At 69.1% G+C, this 23,682-nt stretch carries 19 protein-coding genes and 2 pseudogenes; 11 read left to right on the top strand and 10 right to left on the bottom strand.

Annotated elements, in window-relative coordinates:
* Window positions 1-283: 283 nt before the first annotated feature.
* Window positions 284-613: a replication initiation protein, RepL2 gene (locus BG452_RS03490; RefSeq protein ID WP_188302636.1), complete on the bottom strand. Its 330-nt coding sequence runs from the start codon at window positions 611-613 to the stop codon at window positions 284-286.
* Window positions 610-1,071 (bottom strand): MarR family transcriptional regulator, encoded by a 462-nt coding sequence (locus BG452_RS03485; RefSeq protein ID WP_317620883.1) that lies wholly within the window; start codon window positions 1,069-1,071, stop codon window positions 610-612. The genes BG452_RS03490 and BG452_RS03485 overlap by 4 nt, the downstream gene beginning before the upstream one ends.
* A 933-nt stretch (window positions 1,072-2,004) precedes the next feature.
* Between BG452_RS03485 and BG452_RS03480 the strand changes: the two genes are divergently transcribed.
* On the top strand, window positions 2,005-2,220 hold the full coding sequence (locus BG452_RS03480; protein ID WP_317620882.1) for a type I-E CRISPR-associated protein Cas6/Cse3/CasE: 216 nt from the start codon (window positions 2,005-2,007) through the stop codon (window positions 2,218-2,220).
* 423 nt (window positions 2,221-2,643) lie between these two features.
* Here BG452_RS03480 and BG452_RS03475 read toward each other — a convergent pair whose 3' ends face one another.
* Both BG452_RS03475 and BG452_RS03470 read right to left on the bottom strand, forming a co-directional pair.
* Complete coding sequence (locus tag BG452_RS03475; protein ID WP_188302633.1) at window positions 2,644-2,883, bottom strand: IPT/TIG domain-containing protein; 240 nt, start codon at window positions 2,881-2,883, stop codon at window positions 2,644-2,646.
* 26 nt (window positions 2,884-2,909) lie between these two features.
* On the bottom strand, window positions 2,910-3,356 hold the full coding sequence (locus tag BG452_RS03470; protein WP_188302632.1) for a YncE family protein: 447 nt from the start codon (window positions 3,354-3,356) through the stop codon (window positions 2,910-2,912).
* 34 nt (window positions 3,357-3,390) lie between these two features.
* Here BG452_RS03470 and BG452_RS03465 point away from each other — a divergent pair, with 34 nt between their 5' ends.
* Window positions 3,391-3,636 carry a hypothetical protein gene (locus BG452_RS03465; protein ID WP_188302631.1) on the top strand — a complete coding sequence of 82 codons (246 nt, stop codon included), beginning with the start codon at window positions 3,391-3,393 and terminating at the stop codon, window positions 3,634-3,636.
* An 807-nt stretch (window positions 3,637-4,443) separates the two neighbouring features.
* Here the strand turns inward: BG452_RS03465 and BG452_RS03460 are convergent.
* The gene (locus BG452_RS03460) at window positions 4,444-5,154 is read right to left on the bottom strand and encodes a DUF2637 domain-containing protein (RefSeq protein ID WP_188302630.1); all 711 of its coding nucleotides are present in this window, start codon (window positions 5,152-5,154) and stop codon (window positions 4,444-4,446) included.
* A gap of 57 nt (window positions 5,155-5,211) precedes the next feature.
* Window positions 5,212-5,505, bottom strand: a complete 294-nt coding sequence (locus BG452_RS03455) for a hypothetical protein (protein WP_188302629.1) — start codon at window positions 5,503-5,505, stop codon at window positions 5,212-5,214.
* A gap of 1,468 nt (window positions 5,506-6,973) precedes the next feature.
* On the opposite strand from BG452_RS03455, the gene BG452_RS03450 reads away from it, so the two are divergent.
* Window positions 6,974-8,968 (top strand): MarR family transcriptional regulator, encoded by a 1,995-nt coding sequence (locus BG452_RS03450; RefSeq protein ID WP_188302628.1) that lies wholly within the window; start codon window positions 6,974-6,976, stop codon window positions 8,966-8,968.
* 324 nt (window positions 8,969-9,292) lie between these two features.
* Here the strand turns inward: BG452_RS03450 and BG452_RS03445 are convergent.
* Window positions 9,293-9,580: pseudogene (locus BG452_RS03445) on the bottom strand (transposase); the annotation flags it as partial.
* Window positions 9,581-10,347: 767 nt separating this feature from the next.
* Between BG452_RS03445 and BG452_RS03440 the strand changes: the two are divergent.
* The 3 genes from BG452_RS03440 to BG452_RS03430 all read left to right on the top strand — a co-directional run bounded on the left by BG452_RS03440 (window position 10,348) and on the right by BG452_RS03430 (window position 12,381).
* The gene (locus BG452_RS03440; RefSeq protein ID WP_188302627.1) at window positions 10,348-10,875 is read left to right on the top strand and encodes an ATP-binding protein; all 528 of its coding nucleotides are present in this window, start codon (window positions 10,348-10,350) and stop codon (window positions 10,873-10,875) included.
* A 90-nt stretch (window positions 10,876-10,965) separates the two neighbouring features.
* Window positions 10,966-11,277, top strand: coding sequence for a hypothetical protein (locus BG452_RS03435; protein ID WP_188302626.1), 312 nt, complete (start codon window positions 10,966-10,968; stop codon window positions 11,275-11,277).
* A 606-nt stretch (window positions 11,278-11,883) separates the two neighbouring features.
* Window positions 11,884-12,381 (top strand): hypothetical protein, encoded by a 498-nt coding sequence (locus BG452_RS03430; RefSeq protein WP_188302625.1) that lies wholly within the window; start codon window positions 11,884-11,886, stop codon window positions 12,379-12,381.
* A 540-nt stretch (window positions 12,382-12,921) separates the two neighbouring features.
* Here the strand turns inward: BG452_RS03430 and BG452_RS03425 are convergent.
* Both BG452_RS03425 and BG452_RS03420 read right to left on the bottom strand, forming a co-directional pair.
* Entirely contained in the window at window positions 12,922-13,344 is a 423-nt protein-coding gene (locus tag BG452_RS03425; RefSeq protein WP_188302624.1) for a hypothetical protein, read from the bottom strand.
* Window positions 13,345-13,758: 414 nt separating this feature from the next.
* Window positions 13,759-15,153, bottom strand: coding sequence for a Mu transposase domain-containing protein (locus BG452_RS03420; RefSeq protein WP_188302623.1), 1,395 nt, complete (start codon window positions 15,151-15,153; stop codon window positions 13,759-13,761).
* Between the two features lie 1,137 nt (window positions 15,154-16,290).
* Here BG452_RS03420 and BG452_RS03415 point away from each other — a divergent pair.
* The 5 genes and pseudogenes from BG452_RS03415 to BG452_RS03400 all read left to right on the top strand — a co-directional run bounded on the left by BG452_RS03415 (window position 16,291) and on the right by BG452_RS03400 (window position 22,474).
* Window positions 16,291-17,034 carry an IPT/TIG domain-containing protein gene (locus BG452_RS03415; protein WP_188302622.1) on the top strand — a complete coding sequence of 248 codons (744 nt, stop codon included), beginning with the start codon at window positions 16,291-16,293 and terminating at the stop codon, window positions 17,032-17,034.
* Window positions 17,035-17,937: 903 nt separating this feature from the next.
* Window positions 17,938-18,813 (top strand): DnaB-like helicase C-terminal domain-containing protein, encoded by an 876-nt coding sequence (locus tag BG452_RS03410; protein WP_188302621.1) that lies wholly within the window; start codon window positions 17,938-17,940, stop codon window positions 18,811-18,813.
* Window positions 18,814-19,910: 1,097 nt separating this feature from the next.
* Window positions 19,911-20,591 (top strand): annotated as a pseudogene (locus BG452_RS45250) (IPT/TIG domain-containing protein); the annotation flags it as partial.
* A gap of 9 nt (window positions 20,592-20,600) precedes the next feature.
* Window positions 20,601-21,896: an IPT/TIG domain-containing protein gene (locus BG452_RS03405; RefSeq protein WP_317620885.1), complete on the top strand. Its 1,296-nt coding sequence runs from the start codon at window positions 20,601-20,603 to the stop codon at window positions 21,894-21,896.
* Between the two features lie 164 nt (window positions 21,897-22,060).
* The gene (locus tag BG452_RS03400) at window positions 22,061-22,474 is read left to right on the top strand and encodes a helix-turn-helix domain-containing protein (RefSeq protein WP_317620881.1); all 414 of its coding nucleotides are present in this window, start codon (window positions 22,061-22,063) and stop codon (window positions 22,472-22,474) included.
* 192 nt (window positions 22,475-22,666) lie between these two features.
* Here the strand turns inward: BG452_RS03400 and BG452_RS03395 are convergent, their stop codons facing one another.
* Window positions 22,667-23,167, bottom strand: a complete 501-nt coding sequence (locus BG452_RS03395; protein ID WP_188302620.1) for an IPT/TIG domain-containing protein — start codon at window positions 23,165-23,167, stop codon at window positions 22,667-22,669.
* Window positions 23,168-23,682: the final 515 nt, after the last annotated feature.

The following is a 23,682-nucleotide window of genomic DNA, read 5'->3' as shown; positions in this document are numbered from 1 at the left end:
CTGCACTCCACGGCACGAAGCCACGATCGGTCGGTCGTGGTTCCATGCCGAAACATACATATTGCCGAGGCCCGCCTGGGCACCGAGGTGGCTATCACGACCACGATCGGTGGGTCGTGGCTCCCTGCCGATAAGTTCATAAGTGCCCCGCTGTTCCGGGGCTGCTGCACTCCACGGCACGGAGCCACGATCGGTCGGTCGTGGTTCCATGCCGAAACGTTCATAAGTGTGAGGGGTTGTTGATCCGCAGTGGATCAACAACCCCTCGCACGTCCTGCAGCGTTCAGTCCACGAGCCGAAGCGCTCGCGTCTGCCCGTGGGCTGTCGGCGTCAGTCGGAAGAACTTCACCTGGGCTCGCCCGCCGGACTGCTCCAGCCATCCGGCATCAACGAGCTGCTGCCGGATGCGAGAGAACATGGTCGGCGCCCATCCCAGAATGCCCGCCAGGTCCTTTGCGGACTGCTCGATCACCCCGTTCCGGCCGACGAGCTCCGGATCGCTGTAGAGCACGACCATCAGGCGCTGATTCGCGGTCAGGTTGTGGGTTCGCCTCAGCAGCTCCCCGAACGACATGCTCCTGCTCCCATGCAGCGCAACCGTCTGAGTGCTCATCGGTCCTCCCACCACTCTCGAATTCTCGGGGCCAACCCAGGAATGTCTGGGGGGTTGAAGCGCTTCACCGCTTCACGCTGATCGTAGCCCGGACCGTGGAACGCGATGTAGGGCGTAATCCGGTACAACTTCGAGTTCCCGAACGTACCCACCGCGACCAAGATCCGGTGTTTGAGGAGCTTGCGGCTGATCCGGCCGATGGCATCCGCCGTCATGCCGACTTCCTTGCCGATGTCCGCCCCCGTCATCACCACGGGCTCCATGCCCTCTGGCGACGTTCCGATCCACCAGAGGACCATGAACTTCTCGCCCGGGGTGAACTTGTTGCTGCGGCAGATGGCGCGGACGCGTTCCTTGTCGACGTTCGCGTGTCCGGAGTAGAACGCGAACGGAGCAAAGGGGAGAAGTTCCCCGTTCTCGTCTGCTGGCGCGCGTCGACGCCGTGCGGCGGCAGCCACGTGGTCCCCTCCTTCCTCGGGCATAGGTCCTGGACCCTGCCGCGGTCGGCCACAGCGGATCAGATGGCCTAAAAGTACATGACCGAAACGTCACTGAGTCAACTTCAGGGGGCGCTCACGACCTCGTATCGCGCCGCCCTCCAAGGGCATCCGCAGATGTATTTTTCGGCACTGAATCACGATCGTACGATCGTGGTTTCCAGATCTCTTGATCTGGTCACCACGAGGTTGTGGTCACTTCACCGCGGTCCTATGGACAGCCTTGGCAGCCCCTCGATCGGGGTAGCAGATCTGGCGATCGTGGCTTCGAAAGGTATTTCCGCAGGTCAACGCCCTACTGCGCTCTTCTGCCTCTTCTGCAACTGAACGACGCCAGCGACGTGAGCACCTCTCAGGGTGCTTGGCCATCCGGCTCCAGGCCACTGCGTGCTCACCGCACCAGGAGCCCGGGGCAACCCGCCGTTGCATACCGCTGCTCGGCCGCGAACGGCCTCCCAGCTCCCGGGTCACCTGAGCGATGTGCTGGTCAGCCTCCCCCTCGGGCGGCGCGCATTCAGTGGCTCGTCTCTACAGCAACCACTGAGCAGCCACTCGGGACCGTTTTTGGTAGGCGGGAGCGCCCAGCCAGTTGATTCACCACTGACTGGAGCAACCACTTGGGCCAGGGGCAAGGGAGCACCGCCCGGAAGCCGGATGACACCGCCTTGGCGGCGGTGTCATCCGGCTGAGGACGGAGTGGACTGCGGCAGCGTAAGGGGTCTGGGGACCCGAAGTCCCCAGCGGGGGTCCGGGGGCTGGCCCCCGGGAGGGGGACTTGCGCTCCCTCAGTGACCACCGCTCAAGACGCGCGGACAGGCAGGTGCTCGAGAGGAGGAGACGGCAGGCACCGCCGGGAGCGAGCATCACGCTGGCACAACCGACTCCCAGCAGGAAGTGAGAGATGGGCCTTTACGCAGCGGGCGGCGCCCGCATCACGAAGGCCGGGTCCCGGCCTCCTCGGTCCAGGACCAGCTGATGACCGCCGAGATCAAGGGCACCCTCACCGTCACCGACCCGCATGCCTTTACCGGCACCATCGCCACCGGCGTCGGCCGCGCCCGCTCCTACAGCGCGGGACTGCTGCTGGTACGGCCGACGGCGGATGCGTAGGAGGGCGGCTGCCGGGCTGCGCGGTCGCCTCGCGGCCCTCTGCCGTGGTGCTCCCCGCCTGAGCGGGGATCAGCCCGGGATGGGGTTGGGGAAGGTCTACGGGGCGGATTCTCCCCGCAGCAGCGGGGGTAGCCGGGCGCATCACGTCTGCCGGGCGGGCCTGTTGTCGCCATTCGACGGGCTGACCAGCGCGAACGGTAACCACGGGTCCCGCAGTGCACAGCGGGACCCGTCGGATTCCGCTCCGTGCCAACGCGTCAGGGGATGAAGTGCGCGCCGAGCACGCCGCGGCCGGCATCTGCCGCGGCGTGCCATACCGGGGTTACGCCGTCGAGCAGGGCGTCGATGTCCTCTTGGTCACCCCCGCCATGGGGCTCGCAGGCGTGCGACGCGTCCCGGGGACGGGCCGGGTCGGCGGCAGGGTCAGATGGCGGGGCGTCGAGGTAGGTACAGGTGTCGCTGGTGCTGCCGCCGAGGGTGGTGACGGTGATGGTGATGTCGGCAGCGGGGTGGGGCGGTGGCGGTGATCATCTGGTCGGAGGCGACGGTGAACCGTGCGGGCGTGCCGTCGAAGGTGGGCTCCTGGGTGGTGGCCAGGTGGTTTCCGGTAAGGGTGACGGCGGCCACCCCGGTGGGTCCGGAGGCGGGGCTGGCGCCACTCACGGTGGGGATGTCCAGGTGGACGAAGGTCAGGCCGCCGGCGCTGCCGCCGGGGTGATGACGGTGGCGGGGATTGGGCCGGGGGACGGGACGGCGGGGATGGTGACGGTGGTATCGGTGGCGGACTCGATGGTGGCCGTTCGGGCGTCGAAGCGCACCGAGGTGGCTGCGGCCAGGTCGTGACCTCGGGGGGTCACGATGGTGCCACCAGCGGTGGTGCCGTGGTCGGACACGAGCGTCAGGGCGATCACGCTGACGGCGTTGTCGATGTTGTCCGTCACGTACAGCCGGTTCCCGGCAGGGGTGACCGCGACGCAGACGGGGCCGTTGCCGACCGGGATGCTGCCAGTGGCGGTGGTGGTGGCGGTGTCGATCACGCTGATGGTGTTCGACGCCCGGTTCGCGACAGAGGCGCGTCCTCCGTCCGGGGTCAGTGCTACCCCCCCCCGCGGGGAGAGGCCGACGGGGGCGACCACCGGTTCTACTGCTCAAAGTGACACAAACCATCAAATGAGTGACAAGAGTCGGTCGTACGGGATCGCCCGAACAGCCCGCACGCGACGCCGGCTTCTTCCGGTTGTGGAACTGTTCCCGCTGCCGGTGGAGGTGAAGGCCGGTCCCGGGCTGTCGAGGGCCTGTGCGGCCGAGGGGTCGCGCTCGCCCGGAGAGGCCGTCACGGTGCCGTTGCGCGACCAGGGCCGGCTTGCCGCGGTTGGCGAGGCCCGGCCGGCGTGCGGCATGGGATGGCGTCAGTGACCGGACATCTCGGAGTCGCGGCGGACTCTTGGTGAGTCCGGCCCCGTCACCGAACGCGTGGACGGGGCCGGCTCGCCGCCGGGTGGGTCGACAACCGCTAGAGCAGCCAGCCGAGGAAGGCCACGATGTTACCGAGCAGAGTGAGGAGCATGAGTCTCGTTCCTTTCAATTCCGTCGGAGCATGGTTACCGGCCGTATGAGTTCAGCGCCCGGGTGCGGCTACGGTCTGCAGCCCGTCGCACGCATTCCGTAGTTACCCGCGCCAAACGTGAGGTCACCCGAAAGGTGGACGATTCACCCTATTGGGCCAATCTGATGTGACCCGCCTCGCCAGGGGCGCTCGGTTCGGCATGCCCGATCCGTTGCCCAGCGAGCAGCAACGTGGGCGGGGAGGAAGGAGGGCGCAGCGATCGTGGGGTCCCGCGTGGGCAGCGGATCGGCGGCAGGTTGGTGTGAGAGCGTGCTTGGTGGGCCTGGCATGTGAACCGTGGTCGCTGCCGGACCGAAATCGGGAACGGTGCAGCCGGGACAGTGCTCGATCTGGAGCAACGGCCGGACGCCGCCCGCATCCAGTGGCGTGCCGACCTGGAACAGTGCGGCGCCCCTCCTGGCAGAGAAGGGGAGTGCCAGCGCGCGTCAATCACTCGCGGTCGGGCTGCCGGTCGGGGCGGGGACGCCGGGGATTCCCGGATCGGTCGCGGCCGCTTCCTGCCGATCATCGCCATGCGCGCGGCGATGACCCTGAAAGAGAATCTTCGGATTCCCGCACGGACGGGCGGAGAATGCAGGCGCCGTGTTGTTCATGTGCTACCGAGATGCCCGGTGCGAGGGTTTCTGCCGACGGTCCTCCTGGGGCTCCTGTCGGGCGACGAGCAGCTGGCGCACCAGCTGCTGCAAGGACACCACAGCCGTCACCGGCGGAAGCCCCGCGACGACGGCCTCGGGCATCGTGCAGGGTGTGTTGATGATGCACAGGAGGCTGGCGATGCCCGCGAATACCATGATGACCGTCCAGGAGTTCGCCATCCTGCGCCCTCCCAGCGCGGCACGCAGAACGGAGAGGGAGGCGACCATCCACGGTCCGTAGACGACGACCGGCCAGTACTGGGACAGACCCCTCGGCAGCTGCGAAAGGGCCACGTCCCGCAGCGGGTGGTAGGAGATCATCCAACCGAGGATGCAGACCGCAGTGACGATCGTCAGCGTCAGGAATCCGATGACGGATCCGAGGATGTCGGGTCGGCGGCGTGCCGGGCGGGCGCGATGCTCCCGGCGGGCGGCGATCAACTGGGGGTGGAACCCCATGGCCGGCAGGCCGGCCTCCTCCTCGACCGCTTCCGCGTTCGAAGAATGCGGAAGCATCCCCGGATCGGCCCAGCCGTTGACGACCGGATAGGACAGGTCGGCGGACAGCTGCCCGGCGGACGGCCAGAGTGAGCGGTTGTGTATGACCCCGTCGTCGGGGTTGAATCCAGGCGTGTAGTAGGGGCTGAAATCGATGTCCGTCGACTCGTACAAAGCAGTCCTCCTGTATGCGTCATCGTGGATCGCGGCCGGCGCTCTCAATCAGCCCGTTTATTCCTCTGATCGTTGCAGCCGCGTCGAGAACTCGAACTCGAGTCGGCGCAGGATGCGGAAGAGTTCGGCCAGCTGGCGTGAGCAATGCGTCAGCACCACGCGTTCGCCGTTCTTCACGAGATAACCGATTTCCAGGTCGCCCGCGGGATTGGTCCGGTCCGGAACGAATAGCCAGTTGTCACCGACACTGCAGATCCGGTCCCGCTCCAGCGGCAATGGAGGACGCGGCTTGACTGTTGTTGGACTCATGCCCCGACAACGATGGGCTAATCGCCGGGAAATGTACGGCATCCGGGTGTCCTGAAATATGCTCAGGCTGCCGGCGCTCGGAGCTTTTACCCAGGCCGCCGAGCTCCTTGCCGAGCGTGCGGCGTTCTTGCGGCTGGCCTCGGATGGGGACGGTCGAAGCGAGCGCGACCCCGTCCGCTCGCTCGGCTTCCCCTCTTTCATGGCGGGAGGGCCTCGAACGGTGCCGGATGCTTTGCAATTCTCCCCAGCGGGGTGCACCCGCGCGCGGAGCCGCTCGGTAGCCGGCCTTCGGTCGGCCGGACGGCCGCCGCTGCGCCCCTTTCCGATTCGGTCATCCGATTAACAGACGCTCGGATTGCGTGCGTGAAATGGCCGGTTGCACGTTTCCCGTTTCGGGTGACTGGTGACAGGACCGCTGGATGCCGCATCATGGCCGTCGGCGTCCTGCCGTCGCCGTCACGCGTAACGCTCCGGGCGGATGATCGAACCCCACTGCCAAGCGTTCGAGCTGTTCGTTCTTGCCGACTCGAACGAACTACTGCCTGTGGCCGGGTCCAGTGGGCCCCTGCGATGAGTCGTACACGAGAGGTATTCACACTCTGTGATGGGAGGAGTACTCTTGGTCGAGACTTGGTTCAGTCGTGGATCAGCCGTCCGGACTTCGGTGAGTCCGGTGAGTCCGGACGGCTGATCGGGTGCAGCCGGTGCGACATCGCTGTTCCAGATCACCCCTAGGGCGCCAGGACTCGAAACCACGTCAGGCAGAAGCGACCACTTGTGATCGCTTCTGCTCGTTCATTCGACCCTCTTCAATCACCGTGCCCCCCTGCGGGGAGCTTTTGACGTGACCTAGCAGCACGGAGACGGCTTGGTCCGCACCACCGGACCTTCACCGTCTGTGCACCAATCACATGCCTCGGTGTCTGAACGCCCTGTATCCGTCGTCGCCGACCACATGCCCGATTCGACGACGGAAACTCACCGCTGCCTCGGCCCGTCCGCACACTCGGGATCAGGCGAGAACCTGTGTCCTGACGGGCTGTTGCCTTCTCACACGTCCGTAAGTAGGCACTGCCATTTTGCATCACCGAATCAGAATCTGCCAGCCGCTCCCCGCCCATGTCGTGATCCGCCGTTCCGTCCTTCCCTGGGGAGGACGCAGGCATCTGAATGAGCGAAACCTCAAAGGACCTCCCCAAACGGGATCTCGAGCGCGAGTGACCACCGCTCGAATGGAGCCGGCCGGGGAAAGGGTCGTCTCGGCGCCTTCGGGACGGCTGGCGTGTCGCCCGTCGACCGATCCGGGCGTCGACGGGCGGCCGGGCGGGCCGGGCAGCGAAGCGGGCGGGCGTCGGGCTTTCGGCGGTGCTCCGTGAGCCCGCCGTACTCGGGCGCTGCGTGCACGGAGCGGGCCCAGGGCCCCGGGCCTGCTCGCGGGCGGGCCCAGGGCCCTGGGCGGGACGGCCTGCCCGCCACCCGGTTCCCGGCGGTGTGGCTCAGTGACAGGGACTTGACCGGCGACCTGATCCGGGTCGTGACGCTGGTGCAGGACTACGGCTGGAAGTCGGGATTCTGCTTCGCTGCCGACGAGACCCTCGGGCGGCAGCTCGGGCTGTCACGGGGCGGTGTCAACCGTCTGATCGCCAGAGCGAAGGCCAAGGACCTGGTTCGAGCGACTCGGAATCCTGCCACCGGAACCATGAACCGACGCGTCCGTCCGCCTGCCGACGACGAGCTGACCGTGTGCGTCGGCTCGTACGCCCGGGCGTCTCTGGCCGGCACCCGGTTCAAGGTCTATGCCCTGCTCACCCTGCGGCAGCACTTCCCCGAACCGACTCCCGTCGTGCGGATCGCGCGCGAGTGCGGGATGAAGGAGGCAACGGCCCGTGAAGCGGTGGCCGAACTCCTGGCCCAGGGGTGGGTGAGCCGACGAGCCGGCGGGAGGAGGGCGTACAGATACGTCGTCCATCCCGTGCCCTTGCGCGTACCGAACGGGCAGCCGGAGTCCCTCCCGAGCGGGCACGTCCCCGCGCCGCGATCCGCGGGCGGGTCCGCGGGCGACGGTGTTGGGGTCCTCGCCACCGGACCGGATTCCCGTCACGGCGACTCGCTCGACCCTTGCCGGGAGGCCGCCGGTTCGGTGACAGCCGATCCCCCCGCTCCGGTGACACTGGCCACCCCCTATTCGGTGGCAGAAACACGATCCTCCCAACATGACCTGCTGAACACGCCTGCGGTCGTGGGCGGTTGTCCGTCCCGCGAACCGGCAACCGTGCGCACCCGCGCGCGAGACCACGCGGCGGGAACCGATGGGGACGCAGCAGGCCCGGCAAGGCGCGACGGACGGCAGACCGACCGGAAGACGATCCGGTCGGTGACCGACGAGCAGAAGCGATGGGGCCGGCAAGCCGCGTCGTCGGCCCTGAGCCGCCTGCCGAGGCAACTGGCGGACCGGCTGACCGAGCGGCAGCTCGACCTTCTCGCTCAGCACATCGTCGCAACATTCGCCGACTACGGCACATCCCCCGATATCCACGGTGCGGTGGTCCTCGAAGCCCTTGAGTCGGCGTGGGAGTTCGCGCGCCGCAGGGAGCCGGTCGGCGCCGTGCCGTGGTCCTCGGTGGTCTCCCCGCTGCCCTGGCTGATCAAGGTCGTCGACCGGGCGAGCGAGACGGTCACCGGGAGCAGGCCGGTCCGAAGCCCTGAGTGCGCGCTCTGCCGCGGGCCCCTGGTCGCCCGCGACGCCGACGATCCCGAAACCTGCCGTTCCTGCGGTCCCGCCGCCGCCGCTGCCGCCTGCCGCCGGCTTCGGGAACAGTGGGAGCCGTCCGGCCACGCGCCACCCTCGACAGACCCGCTCACGATGCGGGTCGCGCCCGGTGCGAGCGGACCCGCCGACCGGTCGGCGGCAGGGGGTGACGAGTCGGAAGGAACAATCCTTCGCCGGCGGCTCGTTGCTCGCCGGCTCGAGCGGGAGCGGACCTGTGCCCAGGGTGGCGAGGCTCTGCCGACGGCCCGCCCCGCCGACGCCGCTCGCCACCGGCGGGGCGCCACCGGGGCCTCCACTCACGAGGCCGCCGGTCGGAGAAACGTCGGCCAGGTGCCCGGACATGGGACCGGGCCCCGTGACGCGCCCCCGGAAGCCGTAGCGGCGTCCGATCCCGCTCCGCGGGGGGACGGCCGACCCGATGCGGGGAAGACCGGCACGGCCGCCGCAGCGCGGCCGTGCCTGCGAGACGCCACCGCGGAACCCCCCGCCGGGTCCACCTCTCCGATGGTCCGCCGGTTGCCCGTCGGCGCCAGAGGCCGACGCGGGGGCGGGGACAGCCCGACGGGATCCTCACCCCGGGTCCGGCTCCTGCCATTCCGATCGAGCCTGCGGTCATTGTGCCGTGATCGCCGCCGTTTGATCCCGGCCGGTTCCCGCACGTGGTATTCCGCGATCAACGGGCAGTCGCCTCCGGATATGGTGTCCAAATTTCCGAGCGGACGGATCGGGATATGAAAAGTTCCTACGGAAGGGCTTCCGGTCCGGTCGCACAAGCGTTTTGTACTTCCGGCGCGCTCGACCGTACGGGTGAATCGACCGGTCGGGGGATTGCGGCTATTTCGGCCTGATGAGTAACTGGGTGCATCCGAACCGGGTGGGTCACCCATCCTCTCCGGGGGTAAGCAGCTGCGGTGTCTGCCAGCGCTTCCGGCTTGCGCCTAGTCGCTGAAGTGGCGCGCTGCCGTACCCCGTTCGAGGAAATTGGATCCGCGGGCCGGTGCGAGTCTCATCGCACCGGCCCGCGTCGGGTCGTCTCCGCAAGAGCCGGCAGAAGCACTCCGCCGCCGAGGGCTGCGGGCCCCGGCCGTCCGCGACCCGGGCCCGGTCGCGCAGCGCGTCGTGGACCCGGTCCCAGATGCCGTTCGCCGCCCACACGCGAAACCACCGGCAAGCCGCGTCCCAGGGGGCCAGGTCGTGCGGCACCAGCCGCCAGGCGCAGCCACTGACCAGCACAGACAAGACCGTGTCGACTATCAGCCGACGAGGGAACTTCAGCCGGCGACCCGCCCGGCGCGGATCCCGCATCGGCAGCAGCGGCTCGATCACCGCCCACTGAGAATCCGTCAACGACGAGTCATAGAAAGGCTTTCAGGCGACACACATGACGGTGATCTTCGCGGTCAGCCCGACGCAAAGATCACCACCAGCGGATCACGCCATGAAGTTGATCAATCACCCAACACTTCCTCAGGCGAGATCGTTCTCGGGGATGCGCCTGCGGCGCAGCTCCTCGCGGTGACGGTGCCACTGGAGGCCGCCCCTCGTCGACGGTGCCTCCAACGTCGGTGCGACGTCGGGTTGACCGGCGCACGGCCGGGGCGGGCTTCGCCTCGCGACGTCGCCCGTGCGTCGGCGCGCCGGTCCTCCGGCCGAGGTTGGCCGGTCCTGCAGCGCAATCCCCACCAGGACGCTTTCCCCGGCCGCGACGCGCACATGCGGAACGGCTGATTTCGGCCAGGTCGGTGCGGAATTTCCGTGAGCGAGTCGCCGGCCACCCTTGTGCACCCGGAGGAAGTTTGCCCCAAAAGGCTCCACTGATTGCCGGGACCAATGGCCCGCCGCCATTCGCCGTCAAATCCGGGCCCGAGGGGACGAAACAAGCCGTTTCATTTCGCCGGATCATCGACGGCGTGAGCTATTCCTACCTTCACACTAGGCGCTGCATTGCATAAATGCGCCCCCTTTTCTTGCGGCGGATAGCTCCCCGCGAATAATCTATTTCTGATTTACTTCCACTCGGCCGGCTGCGCGCCGAAGGGAATGAGCCCCGGGCCCCGGGCGTGGACCGGGACGCGAAAGCCACGAGCAACCGCACCGGCAGCCGCATTCGGCTCGTGAGCCGAGAAGCGGTCCCGCCGTTCACCGAGGAGGAGATTCCACTGACCACCGCAGAGATCGATGGACGGCTGGCAGGAGCTCTCGCCGAAGATGTCCTGCGACACTTGGTCAGAGGCCGTCCGCTGTCCTTCAGGTTGCCGTCCCTGGTCCGCGCGGTACCGATCTCCCGGCGGCTGGCAGGGCTGTGGCTGGACGCCGAGGGCGTTCGGGCCGGCCATACCCGGGACGCCGTCCTGCTGGTGATCTCCGAACTGGTCACCAATGCCCTCGAACACTCCAACAGCGCGCACATCACCGCCTGGTTGCGCCGGACCGCGGACCAGCTCCTGTTGGAGGTCCGTGACCAGGGAAAGACCTCCGCGCTGCCGCAGCTGCGCCGAGCCACGCCGGACGAGAACCACGGCAGGGGTCTGGCGCTCGTCGCGGACTACTCGCAGGACTGGGGGGTGCGGCTCAGTACGGACGGCAGCTGCTCGGTGTGGGCCGCCGTCCCGCTGTCCGGTCAGAGCGCCGCAGCGTGCTGACCGTTGCGGGACGGTCGCGATCCAGCCGGGCCGGGCGGCGCATCGAGCGTCAGCCCCGGTCTTCCACCGCGCACATCGTGAGGAGAACCCATGTCCAGCTCAGGCATCGAGAGCCGTGAGATCGTCAACAGCGTCATCAACTCGGTGGCCCGGCTCGACCGCGACGGCCTGCGTCGCCTCGATTCCGAAGGGCTCAGCGCGCAGTTCAACGCGCGTCTGGAGCTGGAGGACTACTTCCACGCGCTCTGGGAGCACTTGAAGGAGTGCGGTGAGCGCCCGGCCGTCCGCACGGAATACCAGCCGCTCGCCGCTGTCCTCGACCTGCTCGCGAGCTTGAGTGAGAACGCCATGTTCGCGGACGGCGTCACGCAGCAGGACCTGTTCCGCCAGCCCCAGCAGTGACAGGCACCTCCGGAGGCAGGTGCCCGGGGTGTCTGCGGGAGGATGCCGGCGTCCGTGGCCGGTCGACCGGCCGGGGCAAGGGCGCGGGGCCCGGGCGGCAGCGCGGTTCAAGGGTGCGAAGCCCCGGGAGACGAGCAGGACGCCGATGCATCGGCGGGCCGTGCACCGGGTCACGCCCGCAGTCGCGCGGCTCCACGACCGCGCACTCGGTGGGCGGGCCGGTCCCGTTTCACCCCGTCCTCTGCGCATGCTTCTTTGTAATGACGTGGTGGTCTGGCCGGTACCCGGGGTGGGGTTGATGGGGCGTGTCGATATCGCGTTCCAGTTCTGAGCGGTCACGGGTGCGGCGCCTCCTCGGATGGAGGTCTCCATTGCCCCCGTGGTGGAGAGGCGTCTGGGCGCTCTGCCTGCCTCTGCCGAGTTTCTTCGCGGCCTGGACCTCGGCCGGGCGCTGGACGCCATCGCGCCGCACGTCGAGCAGATCATCGGCACGGTCGGGGGTCAGGCGATCGCCGAGTTCGGCATCGACTGCGCCCAGTTGCGCTGGGACATGACCTCGCTCTCCCTGTACGGGGATTACGAGGGTACGGGGATTACGAGGCGCAGGTGGAGGGGTATCCGCAGGCCAGGCACGGGCACCCGAAGGACGGGCGCCCGGATCTCAAGCAGATCCAGGCCGGGCCGGCGGTCACCGGCGAGGGTGGCATCCCGGTGTTCCACCGCGCCTACAGCGGCGGGGCGGCCGAGGTCGCCCAGGTGGTCGGCGCGATGACCGCTCTGCGGAAGTTGTCTGCGCAACGCGACCTGCTGATGGTCGGCGACTCCGAACTGATCTCCTACCCGAACGTGACCGCCCTGCTGGCCGCCGGCGTCCGGTTCGTCGCGCCGTGCCCTGCAGCCCAACGATGTCTACGCCGCCGGTGGTCTTGCGCCGGATCCTGGCGCACTCCACCGCCAACGCCACCGCGCAGCGCACCGCGCGGGAGCGCAAACCCACTCGCGCTCGGCGAGTTCAAGGGCCACCTCGCTGTGGCCCCCCAGGTTCCTGCACACTGCCCTGATCACCGTGATCTGCGTGGCCCTGCCGGTTTTCTGCCTGATTGAACGCCAAGTCCGCCAAGTCCACGGGGACAACCAGAAGATGCGCGGCCTCTACCCCGACAACCGGGCTGTACGCCCCACCGGCCGAATGATCTTCTACCACCTCTCCAGCCTTCGACTGCGGACGGCACCGCCACCGACCCACCCACAATCCTCATCATCTGCGGCATCCAGGCCGATCTGCTCGCGTTACTCGGCATCGACGAAAGCCGCCCACGCCGGCTGGAGACCTGGAACCCCACCTGCGAAGCCCGGGTTTCACCGGGGACTCCTCGCGTCCGCACGGTGTCGTGAGGCCGTGCGGCGAGGTGGGGACGGCACCCACCTCGCCGGTCGCCGGCGGGCCTTCGCGGACCATGCGGGCAACGGCGGTCTCCGAAGGGCGGGCCGAATTCGGCGGCCGCCTCGAAGGCCGAGGCCTTGTCGACCGGCGTCGGCGCCGTCGTGCCGCGCCTGTGAAGCGGACGGCTCCACGACGCGGCCCGACCGCCGGGGCCCTGCACCCGAGCAGGTCGACAACGGGTACCCGTACGCCGCGAGACCTCACACCTCGGAGTACTCGACGATCTCCAGGGCCTCCGTCAACTCGGCCGTCACGGCGTCCTCGCTGTCCAGTGCAGCAGCGGAGTCGCCGACCGAGTTGGACACCGCCGCGTGGACGCTGTCGGTCGCCGCAGCGATGATGTCCGCGCGGACTTGGGCGTGCTGGCAGGAGCAGTCGTGCCTCGCTCCGGCCAGGATGACGAGGGTGTGGAGGTTGTAGGCGCTGGCGCCGGCGGTGTCACCGGCGACGTCGGCGTCGATGGCCGCCGCGTTGCTGGCGAGCGCGGCCGCGAGATCGGCGGCACAGGCCGACACCTGGGGCACGGGGGCTTCCGCGGCCTGGGCCGCTGGGGCGATGGCGAGTGCAGCGCCGGTTGCGATGACGACGGCGACGATGCCAGCGGCGAGACGAGAACGGGCCATCCGAATCCCCTCCGAAAAGAAGCGTTTCATGCCGACGGGCGCCGGCATGGACGGAACGTAATGCACCGCCGAGCGCGGATGGCAGGGCGTGTGGACGGGCAGGGTGGTGCGAAGAATTGATGTTCCGGCAATCCAAGGCGAATTCCGTAGTCTTCATACAAAAGTTGCGCTACTCCATCCGGGTCACTATCAGGAAGGTCGGCGTCCGGGACCCGGAAGGGCGGGATGGGGAATTCGGTTAGCAATTCCCGGCGTTTTACTTGCCGCCGGTCTGTGAAATTACCCGGCGCCGGTCGGCCGCGCGCAGGACGGGGGCCGCGACCGCACGCATCCTCGGGCGCGGCCTGCCGGACCCTGCACCGGACGTGATCACGTCCGGTGCAGGGTCCGGCAGGCTTAGGGCCGTCGTACGCGCTATCTCGTCCGGTCCGGGTGCCTCACCGAGCCGGTGTGGCTTCGCCGGTACGGCGTCGGGTCGTGCTGCCGATGCGCGGCGAGGTGGATCACGGCTTCGGAACGGACGTGCTCCTCGTCCTCGGTGGGCTCCTTCCGGATCCGGTCGAGAACGCCCGTCCACCGCCAGGACCGGCGCGCCGACGAACCGCCGGCCTGTCGACCGGGCTCTAATCCGTCCTCCTGGCGGGCGTCCTGTCGGAGCGCTTCGGCCGCCGCGAGCGCTTCGGCGGACGGCGGACTGTACATCCTGCTGGTGCAGGCCGGCCTCGGCACCGGGAGCGGGCGCTCGAGACCGATCCCGTGCCGATGGCCGATGACCGACAGGCTGGCACCGTCGGGCGCCAGTGAATGCTGGGCGATCACCCGTCCACGAGGGGCCGCGATCGCCAGGAGGGGGTCACCGAGCCTTCGGCGCACTTCCACGGTGTGGCCGTGCAGATGCCGCGGAACCGCGTAGAGATTTCCCCGGTACGACACCATGCTGTTGGCCGAGACCGTGCGGGTCACGCTGATCCTGGCGGGGTACGGGTCGCGGGGGAGGTCGAGCAGGACCGGCGTGGGCGGCACGGTGCTTCCGTCGTGGCCGCCCCGTGCCGAGACCTGGCGGGTGTGCATGAGCCTGGCCAACCTGTCGAGGCTCTCCTGCGCCTCCAGCGGGCCGGTGTCCGCACCGCGGGTCCGCCACCACAGGGCGAGCGCTTGCCCGATCGCCTCGTCGTCGGCGTCCTGCCGCGCCAGACCCAGATCCGAGACGACACCGTAGTGCTTCGCGACCCTGCCCAGCGCCGTGGTCAACTTTCCGCCTCCCGGGCAGTGGATCGGCTGCGTCCGGTCGAAGCGCCAGCGCCAGCCGGTCCCGCCGAACTGGCGCAGGATCCGGTCGACGGAGCCGACCAGGTGGCCGAAATCGATCTGCTCCGCGAGCGCCGCGCTCCAGCCCTGGGAGCGGGTCAGGCGTCCCACCAGGACGCAGGCGTGGGTGCTACCCCAGTCCGCAGGGGGGTCGCAGAAGACGAACCAGCGGAAGTGCACTTCCTCCGCGTCGTCCTGCCGAGCGGGGCGGGTGCGGGGCGGACGCTGGCACAGCGGGCACCTGGGACGCAGCTGATGGGTCCGCAGGGCGCGGGTGAAGGTCGAGTAGCCGCCACTGTAGCCGAGCTCGACGAGTTCGGCGAACAGTGCCGACGCCTCGAAGTGGGCATCGTCCTGCAGTCGCTGGCGGCAGTAGGGGATGAACCGCTCGAACTCGCCCCAGCCGGAGCTGCGGACCCCGACCGTGCGCTTCCCGCTCAGATAGGAGCTCACCGTCTTGCGGTCGCGGCCGAGGAGACGGGCGATTGCGGCGATGGACAATCCTCGGGATCGCAGGGCACAGATGTTGATGTATTCCTCTCCGGTCAGCAATTTTGCTCCTGTAGGGATTCGATACGGATTACGGCCCCCTCGTGGGGCCCATTGGAAGCCAGGAAATATACACGAAATCCCGAGGTGGGAGCAGAAAGGATTTTTCAAGACGTCGCCGATTGCTGTGTAATTTGAGTGAGCGAATCGCGCTGCACTCAATTGGCAAAGGCCTCGCGCATGTCATGTCAAGCCGCACGCGAAGGTCAGCCAAAGAGTGGCTGGATCTCGACTGTCGAATGCTTGACAATCTTCGCAAGCACACGAGGAGGGTCGACTGGAATAGACCTCTGCGGGCGCGCCGGCGCTCGCGGTCCTCCCCTGAATTCCGGGCCGGGCACGCATCCGGCCGCCCGTCGCGCCACTGCCCGGCGTGCCGTGGCGCGCACGGCAGCGATCCCGGACGGTCGCACGGCCGGCACCGCCGCTCGGAGAAAAGGTCAGTGGCATATGCGGATGTGCGCGCGCACCCGCACGCCCCCCGTCCGCTACCGTGCCCGGACGTCGGCCGGGCCGGGCGTCAACGGCAGTTGACACGTCCTGGACCTGCGCGCCGCACACCGGAAGCGCACCCGGCCGCCATGGGACCGACCCACGGACGGCCCCGCCGGTGCGGCCGGGAAGGTCCGCGCGTCCGGCGCGGCCGGGCGTTCACGCCGGGCGGGCCGTACTCCCAGCCGCAACGTGCCGCCAATCGGGTGATGTCACGTCAAGTGCCTTGCCTGCTTGTCACCTCAATGGGTTACTGGAAGCTCCAATCCGGTGGGTCGCCCATCCTCTCCGGGGGAGTGGGGCGTCGGCCTGCCGTGCGGCCGGTCACTACCGTGGCGCCATGGGCTCCCCTGGCAGGGGCGTGAACGATCCGCCCGCCACCGCGACCGGCGACATCCATCCAGGACGGTCTCGTCCTCACGCCCGGAAAGCGGCCCGGCCACACCCGTGGACCGGCCCGCAACCGGCGCCCGGTTCACCGCCTCGGCCGTCCGTTGCGTCCCCGCCGGGGCCTGGTCCGACCCGCACCGTGCGTAACCTGCGATCCTCCTGGACCCGCCGTCGCGGCCTTCACCCACCTCGTTCAAGGAGGCAGTCATGCCCATCTCCCCCAACCAGGGATCGACCGGCGGCGGAACCATCGTCACCATCACCGGCGTCAACCTCGCCGGGGCCACGGCCGTGCACTTCGGCTCCAAGCGGGCCACCATCACCGCCAACACCGCCACCTCGGTCACCGTCATCGCGCCGTCGGGCAGCGGGACGGTCCAGGTGACCGTGACCACCCCGGGCGGCACCAGCAACCCGCTCACCTTCTACTACGTCGGCGCGCCGTTCAAGGCCGCGCTCAGCGACACCTCCGGGCCGCTGGCCGGCGGCAACGCCGTCACCATCACCGGCACGGGGTTGTCGACCGCCACCGCCGTGAACTTCGGGGCCAACACCGCGACACCGACCGTCGTCAGCGACGGCCTCATCACCGTCACCGTGCCCGCGGGCACGGCCGCCGGATCGGTCGGGGTGAGCGTGACCACTGCGGGCGGAACCAACAACGGTTTCACCTACACCTACGTGGACGCGCCCACCGTGGCCACTGTCGTTCCCGGCGTGGGCCCGACCTCCGGCGGCACCCCGGTGACCATCACCGGCACCTCCCTGAGCAGCACCCAGTCGGTCACCTTCGGCGGCACGCCGGCCCCGTTCGTCGTCGTCAGCGACACCGTCGTCACCGCCGTCACGCCGCCCGGCACCGCCGGGGCCGTCGACGTCACGGTCACCAGCGCGGGCGGCAGCGCGACCGCCGTGGGCGCGTTCACGTACCTCGCCGGCCCGGGGATCTGATCCGGAAGTCAGGCCACTGGCCAACGGACCGCACGGCCGACGAGGCCGGCTGCCCGGGCGGGACCGTCATCGGCCGCGCCCGGGCAGCCTCGTCCCGTCGTACCCGCCGCCCGGTTCCCCGCCGGCCCCCGGGGAACGGAGCCGGCCGCCCGATCGCACACGGGCCGGCGGCCGTGGGCGCCGCGATCGGGCGGAGGCCGAGTGCCGCGATGGGTTTTCTGGCCGTGGACTGGGTCCTCGAGCATTCGCCAGTGAACGACGCCTTCGACCCGGGTGCTTCAAGCACCCCAACTCTGTCCTCTAACTCAGTCCACTCCTCTTCTGGTCCGTCCGCAGCGCAGCCGGCGGTGGGGAGGCGGAAGAAGACCGGCACGGCCGATCCGGGAACCGCTCCCGGACGGTTCGGGGACAACGGCGAAACCGCCGCGAGGACGCCCGGGTACAGCGGTCGTCGCGCCCTGGATCAACGCACGCAAGGCCGCGGGCTTCGGCCCGCACCGCCGGGCGACAGCGCTGCGCGACTTCACCGCGGCAGCGACCACGTTGGTGCGGCAGGGCCGGCCGGTGAACTGGCTGGTCGCGGTCGCGACATGGATGGGAACCTAGCAGCTGTCCTGGGTGGGCCTGGGTGAGGCCACCAAAGCCCAGTACGCCGGTGCTCCGGCCGAGCCGGGCTTCCGAAGCACCTGGCCGCCGACCCTCCGGTCGTTCTGCGGAGACTGCGACGAAGGCTGGGTCTTCAGCCGCGTCAACGGGCATGGAGACCGCGGATCGCTGTGCCTGCACGTCCGCCGCGCAACTGGTTCCCAGCAGCACCTGACCGGCCGGTCCCGCGCGCCGGAGAGCAGGAAGGCGGCGCCCGTGACCCTGCCGGCCCGCCCCTCGCCATGACAGGAGACCGCCATGACGATCCCTCCGCAAGCCTCCCCGCGCCTGCCACCGACGGACCCGGGCCGCCGGCGCCACCGGGGGGAAGAGGAACGGGAGGCGGAACGCCGGCCCCCACAGGACCTCTCGGCCGAGCAGTCCGTGCTGGGCAGCATGCTGCTCTGCCCGGATGCCATCCCGGTCTACCTGAACAGCTTGGAGATGACGCATACGCAGGTGATCCAGCGCCTGGTCGCTGCCGAAGCCCCTGTCCCCCTGCACGGCATCCGCGACCGCACGCTGAACGAGGAGCAGGAGGCACGGCGGCTGCGGGCCATCGCCCTGGCCGGCGTCCCTCCGCTGGCCGTCGACACGAGCGAGGAGGTCACCGTCCCCCGGCTGCGTTCCCTGCTTGCGCCGCCTGCAGTCCCAGGGACGGCTCCCGGCCGCCTCCTGGTCGACTACCTGCAGTTGATGACCCCCGAGACCGGCCAGGCCACCAGTTGCACGACCGAAGTGGACGAACTTGCCCGCGGCCTCAAGATACTCGCGAAGTCCTTCAACATTCCGGTGGTCGTGGCCGCTCAACTCAACCGGTGCGTCGAGCAGCGCGCGGACAAGAAACCCGCCATGGCCGACCTGCGGGAATCCGGTGGCATCGAGGCCAATGCCAACGCAATCCATCCTGCTCCACCGGGAGGCCGCCTACGCGAAGGATTCTCCGCGCGCCGGCGAGGCGAACCTGATCGTGGCCAAGAACCGCATGGACGGCACATTCACGGCGACGGTCGCGTTCCAGGGCCTCTACTCGCGTTTCGTCGACATCACCCGCAACGTCACATGACGTCCCCGGGGTCCCGGCTTTGTGGCCGGATCCTCCGGCGGACGGCCGACCCGGGGTCACTGGCGTGACTTCTCAGGTCAGCGACTTGGACGGTGCCGGGCGTGCCGGGGATGACACGGCTGTGAGGCCGGTCGCCCCGGCCCGCTGTGAATCTTCGACGTCCTCGCGCAGGTCCCGCCCGGCTCGATCCCGCGGCGCAACCCCGGGTCGGGAAGTCGCGATCCCGCCGGGTGGGGAATCAGCGTGAAAATTCCCCAAAGGGGGTCCGTTTTCGCCGATCGGCGTCGGGTCGCGCGCTACGGAATCGGCCGTTTCCCGGATTTCGGGAGACGGCCGGGCGCTGCGCCAAGCGAGTGAAAGAAGGTCGGAAGGCTTGTCACCGATTTCACGGCTCTGGATTACTTTTCCGTATCCAACCGGCGGGCCGCCCATCCCTCCCGGGGGAAGCGCGCAGTCGGCGCCCGCTGTTGCTTCAGGCGGCGGGGGGACGTACGGCTGGCGATGGGCACCCCCGTGGAGGACGTGGATCCATCTGCCGGCACCGTCTCAGCGGTGCCGGCGGATGCGGCGGCTTACATACGCCAGGAGGCGTCATGCAAGCGATCCAAAGGCTCCGAGGTGTGCTGGCCCGTGCGGCGGACAGGTGGTCTGCTGGCCCCCCTCCCCCGGACCGCCGACGGACGACTTCAGCGCTGTGGTGCTGGGGTCATCTGCTGGGGTGGTACGTGCCGACGGTGCTGGTGAGCCGTCAACCTGCGGGTGGACCGTCGAGGACGGAGCGCGCGACCGCGGCCGAGAACGGCCACACCTTCGAACGGAACTCCTCCGTGATGCGCTCGACCGAGTCCGTCCGCGGCAAGCACCGGCGGCGCCGGGGGCGGATCGGCCGAGGACGGCGTCTTGGCCGTCCCGGGGAGGCTTCCGACAACGGCGACCGGGCGGATGGCGGCGATCTCCTTCGCTGGGACGAGCCGGTCTGTTCCGCCTGACCCGCCCAGCGACGCACCCCTGACGAGCCCCGGTCGATGTTCCTCCGTCGACCGGGGCTCCCCGCCTCGGCGCCCGTCGTCGCGCATCCCCAGGCGAACAACCGACTCTCTGAAGCCGCTTGCGCACGCACGACATCCGTCAACTCGGAGACTGCACAACCCTATGGAGGTATGTCATGGTTGATCACAACATACCGGTGATCGGTTCGGTCAGTCCGGCGTCGGGGGCGGCGGGGTCGGTGGTGACGCTGACGGGCAGCGGGTTCGAGGGGGTGACGGCGGTGCGGTTCGGTGCCGTCAACGCCTCGTCGTTCACGGTGCTGTCAGACACCCAGATCACCGCGACGGTTCCGGCGGGGTCGGGCACGGTACAGGTAACCGTGGTGGCGTGGTGGTGGGGGGCGACCAGCAACGGGGTGGCGTTCACGTACGCGGTCGCTGCTCCGGTGATCGGTTCGGTCAGTCCGGCGTCGGGGGCGGCGGGGTCGGTGGTGACGCTGACGGGGAGCGGGTTCACGGGGGTGACGGCGGTACGGTTCGGTGCCGTCAACGCCTCGTCGTTCACAGTGGTGTCGGCGACGCAGATCACCGCGACGGTTCCGGCGGGGTCGGGCACGGTACAGGTGACCGTGACCACCCCCGCCGGTACCAGCAACGGGGTGGCGTTCACGTACGCGGTCGCTGCTCCGGTGATCGGTTCGGTCAGTCCGGCGTCGGGGGCGGCGGGGTCGGTGGTGACGCTGACGGGGAGCGGGTTCACGGGGGTGACGGCGGTACGGTTCGGTGCCGTCAACGCCTCGTCGTTCACAGTGGTGTCGGCGACGCAGATCACCGCGACGGTTCCGGCGGGGTCGGGCACGGTACAGGTGACCGTGACCACCCCCGCCGGTACCAGCAACGGGGTGGCGTTCACGTACGCGGTCGCTGCTCCGGTGATCGGTTCGGTCAGTCCGGCGTCGGGGGCGGCGGGGTCGGTGGTGACGCTGACGGGGAGCGGGTTCACGGGGGTGACGGCGGTACGGTTCGGTGCCGTCAACGCCTCGTCGTTCACAGTGGTGTCAGACACCCAGATCACCGCGACGGTTCCGGCGGGGTCGGGCACGGTACAGGTGACCGTGACCACCCCCGCCGGTACCAGCAACGGTGTGGCGTTCACCTACGTTCCCGTTCCCCAGCTGGTGAGCGTGGTTCCCGCAGCGGGGCCGACCTCGGGCGGGAACACGGTCACGCTGACGGGCAGCGGGCTGGGCGCTGCCACCGCGGTCGCCTTCGGGTCCGCGCCGGCCGCCTTCACCGCCGTGTCGGACAGCAGCCTGGTCGCCACGGCGCCCGCGGGCTCGGGCACGGTGCAGGTGACCGTGACCACCCCCGCCGGCACCAGCAACGGCCTCACCTACACCTACACCGCCGCACCGGTGGTGGCCACGATCGTCCCGGCCCAGGGGCCGGCGTCTGGTGGCAACACGGTCATGCTGATGGGGAGCGGGTTCACGGGGGTGACGGCGGTGCGGTTCGGTGCCGTCAACGCCTCGTCGTTCACGGTGGTGTCGGCGACGCAGATCACCGCGACCGTGCCGGCCGGGGGGCCGGGGCCGTCCGGCGTCACCGTGACCACGGCCGGCGGAACCAGCCTCCCCGTGCCCTACTTCTACCTGAGCAACCCCCAGCTCACCGCTGTGGTCCCCGGCGAAGGCCCCGTCCTCGGCGGAACCACCGTCACCGTCACCGGAAGCAATCTGCTGGGGGTGACGGCGGTGCGGTTCGGTGCCGTCAACGCCTCGTCGTTCACGGTGGTGTCGGCGACGCAGATCACCGCGACGGTTCCGGCGGGGTCGGGCACGGTACAGGTGACCGTGACGACGCCCGGCGGCACCAGCAACGGTGTGGCGTTCACCTACGTTCCCGTTCCCCAGCTGGTGAGCGTGGTTCCCGCAGCGGGGCCGACCTCGGGCGGGAACACGGTCACGCTGACGGGCAGCGGGCTGGGCGCTGCCACCGCGGTCGCCTTCGGGTCCGCGCCGGCCGCCTTCACCGCCGTGTCGGACAGCAACCTGGTCGCCACGGCGCCCGCGGGCTCGGGCACGGTGCAGGTGACCGTGACCACCCCCGGCGGCACCAGCAACGGCCTCACCTACACCTACATCGCCGCACCGGTGATCTAGTGTGATGCGCCACAAAATCGCGAGGGTAAGTTGCGATCCTATTTGGGTGTCGCATCCTGGGCCTTCTGCCGTGGTGATCACGCTGTCTGAGGACGAGCGTGCCGAGTTGGTGTGTCAGGCGGGGCCGTGGGACCGGAGAGCTGCCGAGCGGGCCCGGATCATCCTTGCGTGCGCTGACGGTATGTCGGATATCGCAGTGGGGCGGCTTGGAGCGCTGGCGGGCCCGCTTCGTTGCCAAGCGGCTGGATGGGCTGCAGGACGAGCCGAGGCCCGGCCGACCGTCGTCGATCCTGCTCGACCAGGTCGAAAATGTCGTGGTGGCGACGTTGGAGTCGACGCCGGGCAAGGATTCGCACTGGTCGCGGACCTCGAAGGCCAAGCGGACCGGCCTGTCGAAGTCGACCATCGGGCGGATCTGGAAGAAGTCCGATCTCAGGCCCCATCTGCAGGACGCCTTCAAATGGCCAGGCACCTGCGCTTCCACGTCCACTTCACCCCGACCGACTCCTCCTGGATCAACCAGGTCGAGCGCGTCCCTCGCAGACTTCCTCACCAAGATCAATCCGCCAGCAGAGTAGAAATTACCCTCGCGATTTGTGGCGCATCACCCTAGGGCCGCCGCCCCTCTCGGGAGCGGCGCGGGCATCGGAACCCCGCCCATGGCCGAGCGTCCGACGAACAGTGAGCTCCGACAGCGCCTGCTGTCGGAGCTCACTGTTCTCATCCCGCCGGATCATGTTCGCGCGCGGACCGGCGGTTCGGCCGCCGTCCTACAGGTAGGTGTAGGAGGCGCCGTTGCTTGTGCCGGCGGGCGTGGTCACCGTGACGGGGACGGTTCCGCTTCCGGCCGGCGAGACGGCCAGGATGGCTCCGTCGCCCAGCGCGGTGAAGTTCGAGGCCGGGGTGGCGCCGAACAGGACCGACGTCGCACCGGACAGGCCGTGGCCCACGATGAGGACGGGCAGACCGCCCGTGGCCAGGCCGATGGGCGGCACGAGCGCGAGGATGGTCGGCGGGGTCGGCGGCTGGTAGGTGTAGCTGAGGTTGTTGCTGGTGCCGGAGGGCGTGACCACCGTGACCGGGACGGTCCCGGTCCCGGGCGGGGCGACGGCCGAGATGGCGCCGTCGAACTGGACGGTGTAGCTGAGCGCGGGGGTGGCGCCGAACAGGACCGCCGTGGCCCCGGTCAGTCCGGTGCCGACGAGGAGCACGGGGCTACCCCCGGTCGCCGGACCCTGCGAGGGGACGAGTGCGAGGAGAATCGGGGACATAGGATTCCTCTTTTCCGTCTTCCGAACGCCTGACAAGACCGTTGCGGCCAAGTCGGGGAGGCGTTTTCCTCACGGTAGGTTCGGGCTCCATCGGGTGGCAATAGGGAACTCGATAAGGGTGGGAGCATGAGGTCGGATCGGGGGCGCACAACTTTTTTGACGCCTCACCGAGCGGAGTCGAAAGCGACCGAAGGCTTGCCACTGGGTATTTTAGGTGAGCGCCGGCAAGGGTCTTCCTGGACGTCCCGTAGAGGAGTTCTTGAGAATTCGGGAGGTAATCACGGTGGGAGCGCCAACAAACTGGGGAGATCGTATTCGAAAGTCGGCAAGCACAGCCCCCTGGCCTGCTGTTATGCTCATGGCGCGGCACGCCTCGGGGAGCGTGGCGCAGTTTTCATACTTATTCTTGCCGGTGATTCGGGATCGGGGCTTTGTTCGGGCGGCATCACGGCTTCCGGGGCGTCCCCGTGATCTGGTGACTGCGGCGCGAGTGCGCCCCCGGCTCACTTCATGCG

This window comes from Streptomyces sp. CBMA123 (genome assembly GCF_014596465.1).
In the GTDB taxonomy this organism is placed as follows: Bacteria; Actinomycetota; Actinomycetes; order Streptomycetales; family Streptomycetaceae; genus Kitasatospora.
The sequence above is the reverse complement of the archived record's forward strand: the minus strand, read 5'-3'. Positions and strand labels throughout refer to the sequence as shown.

Bases quoted from the DNA above. Each gene is read 5' to 3' on its own strand.
- BG452_RS03425 (WP_188302624.1), bottom strand. From the start codon at position 13,344: ATGGCCCGTTCTCGTCTCGCCGCTGGCATCGTCGCCGTCGTCATCGCA.
- BG452_RS03465 (WP_188302631.1), top strand. From the start codon at position 3,391: ATGAGTGACAAGAGTCGGTCGTACGGGATCGCCCGAACAGCCCGCACG.
- BG452_RS03490 (WP_188302636.1), bottom strand. From the start codon at position 613: ATGAGCACTCAGACGGTTGCGCTGCATGGGAGCAGGAGCATGTCGTTC.
- BG452_RS03395 (WP_188302620.1), bottom strand. From the start codon at position 23,167: ATGTCCCCGATTCTCCTCGCACTCGTCCCCTCGCAGGGTCCGGCGACC.
- BG452_RS03455 (WP_188302629.1), bottom strand. From the start codon at position 5,505: ATGCCGTACATTTCCCGGCGATTAGCCCATCGTTGTCGGGGCATGAGT.
- BG452_RS03410 (WP_188302621.1), top strand. From the start codon at position 17,938: ATGACGATCCCTCCGCAAGCCTCCCCGCGCCTGCCACCGACGGACCCG.
- BG452_RS03415 (WP_188302622.1), top strand. From the start codon at position 16,291: ATGCCCATCTCCCCCAACCAGGGATCGACCGGCGGCGGAACCATCGTC.
- BG452_RS03435 (WP_188302626.1), top strand. From the start codon at position 10,966: ATGTCCAGCTCAGGCATCGAGAGCCGTGAGATCGTCAACAGCGTCATC.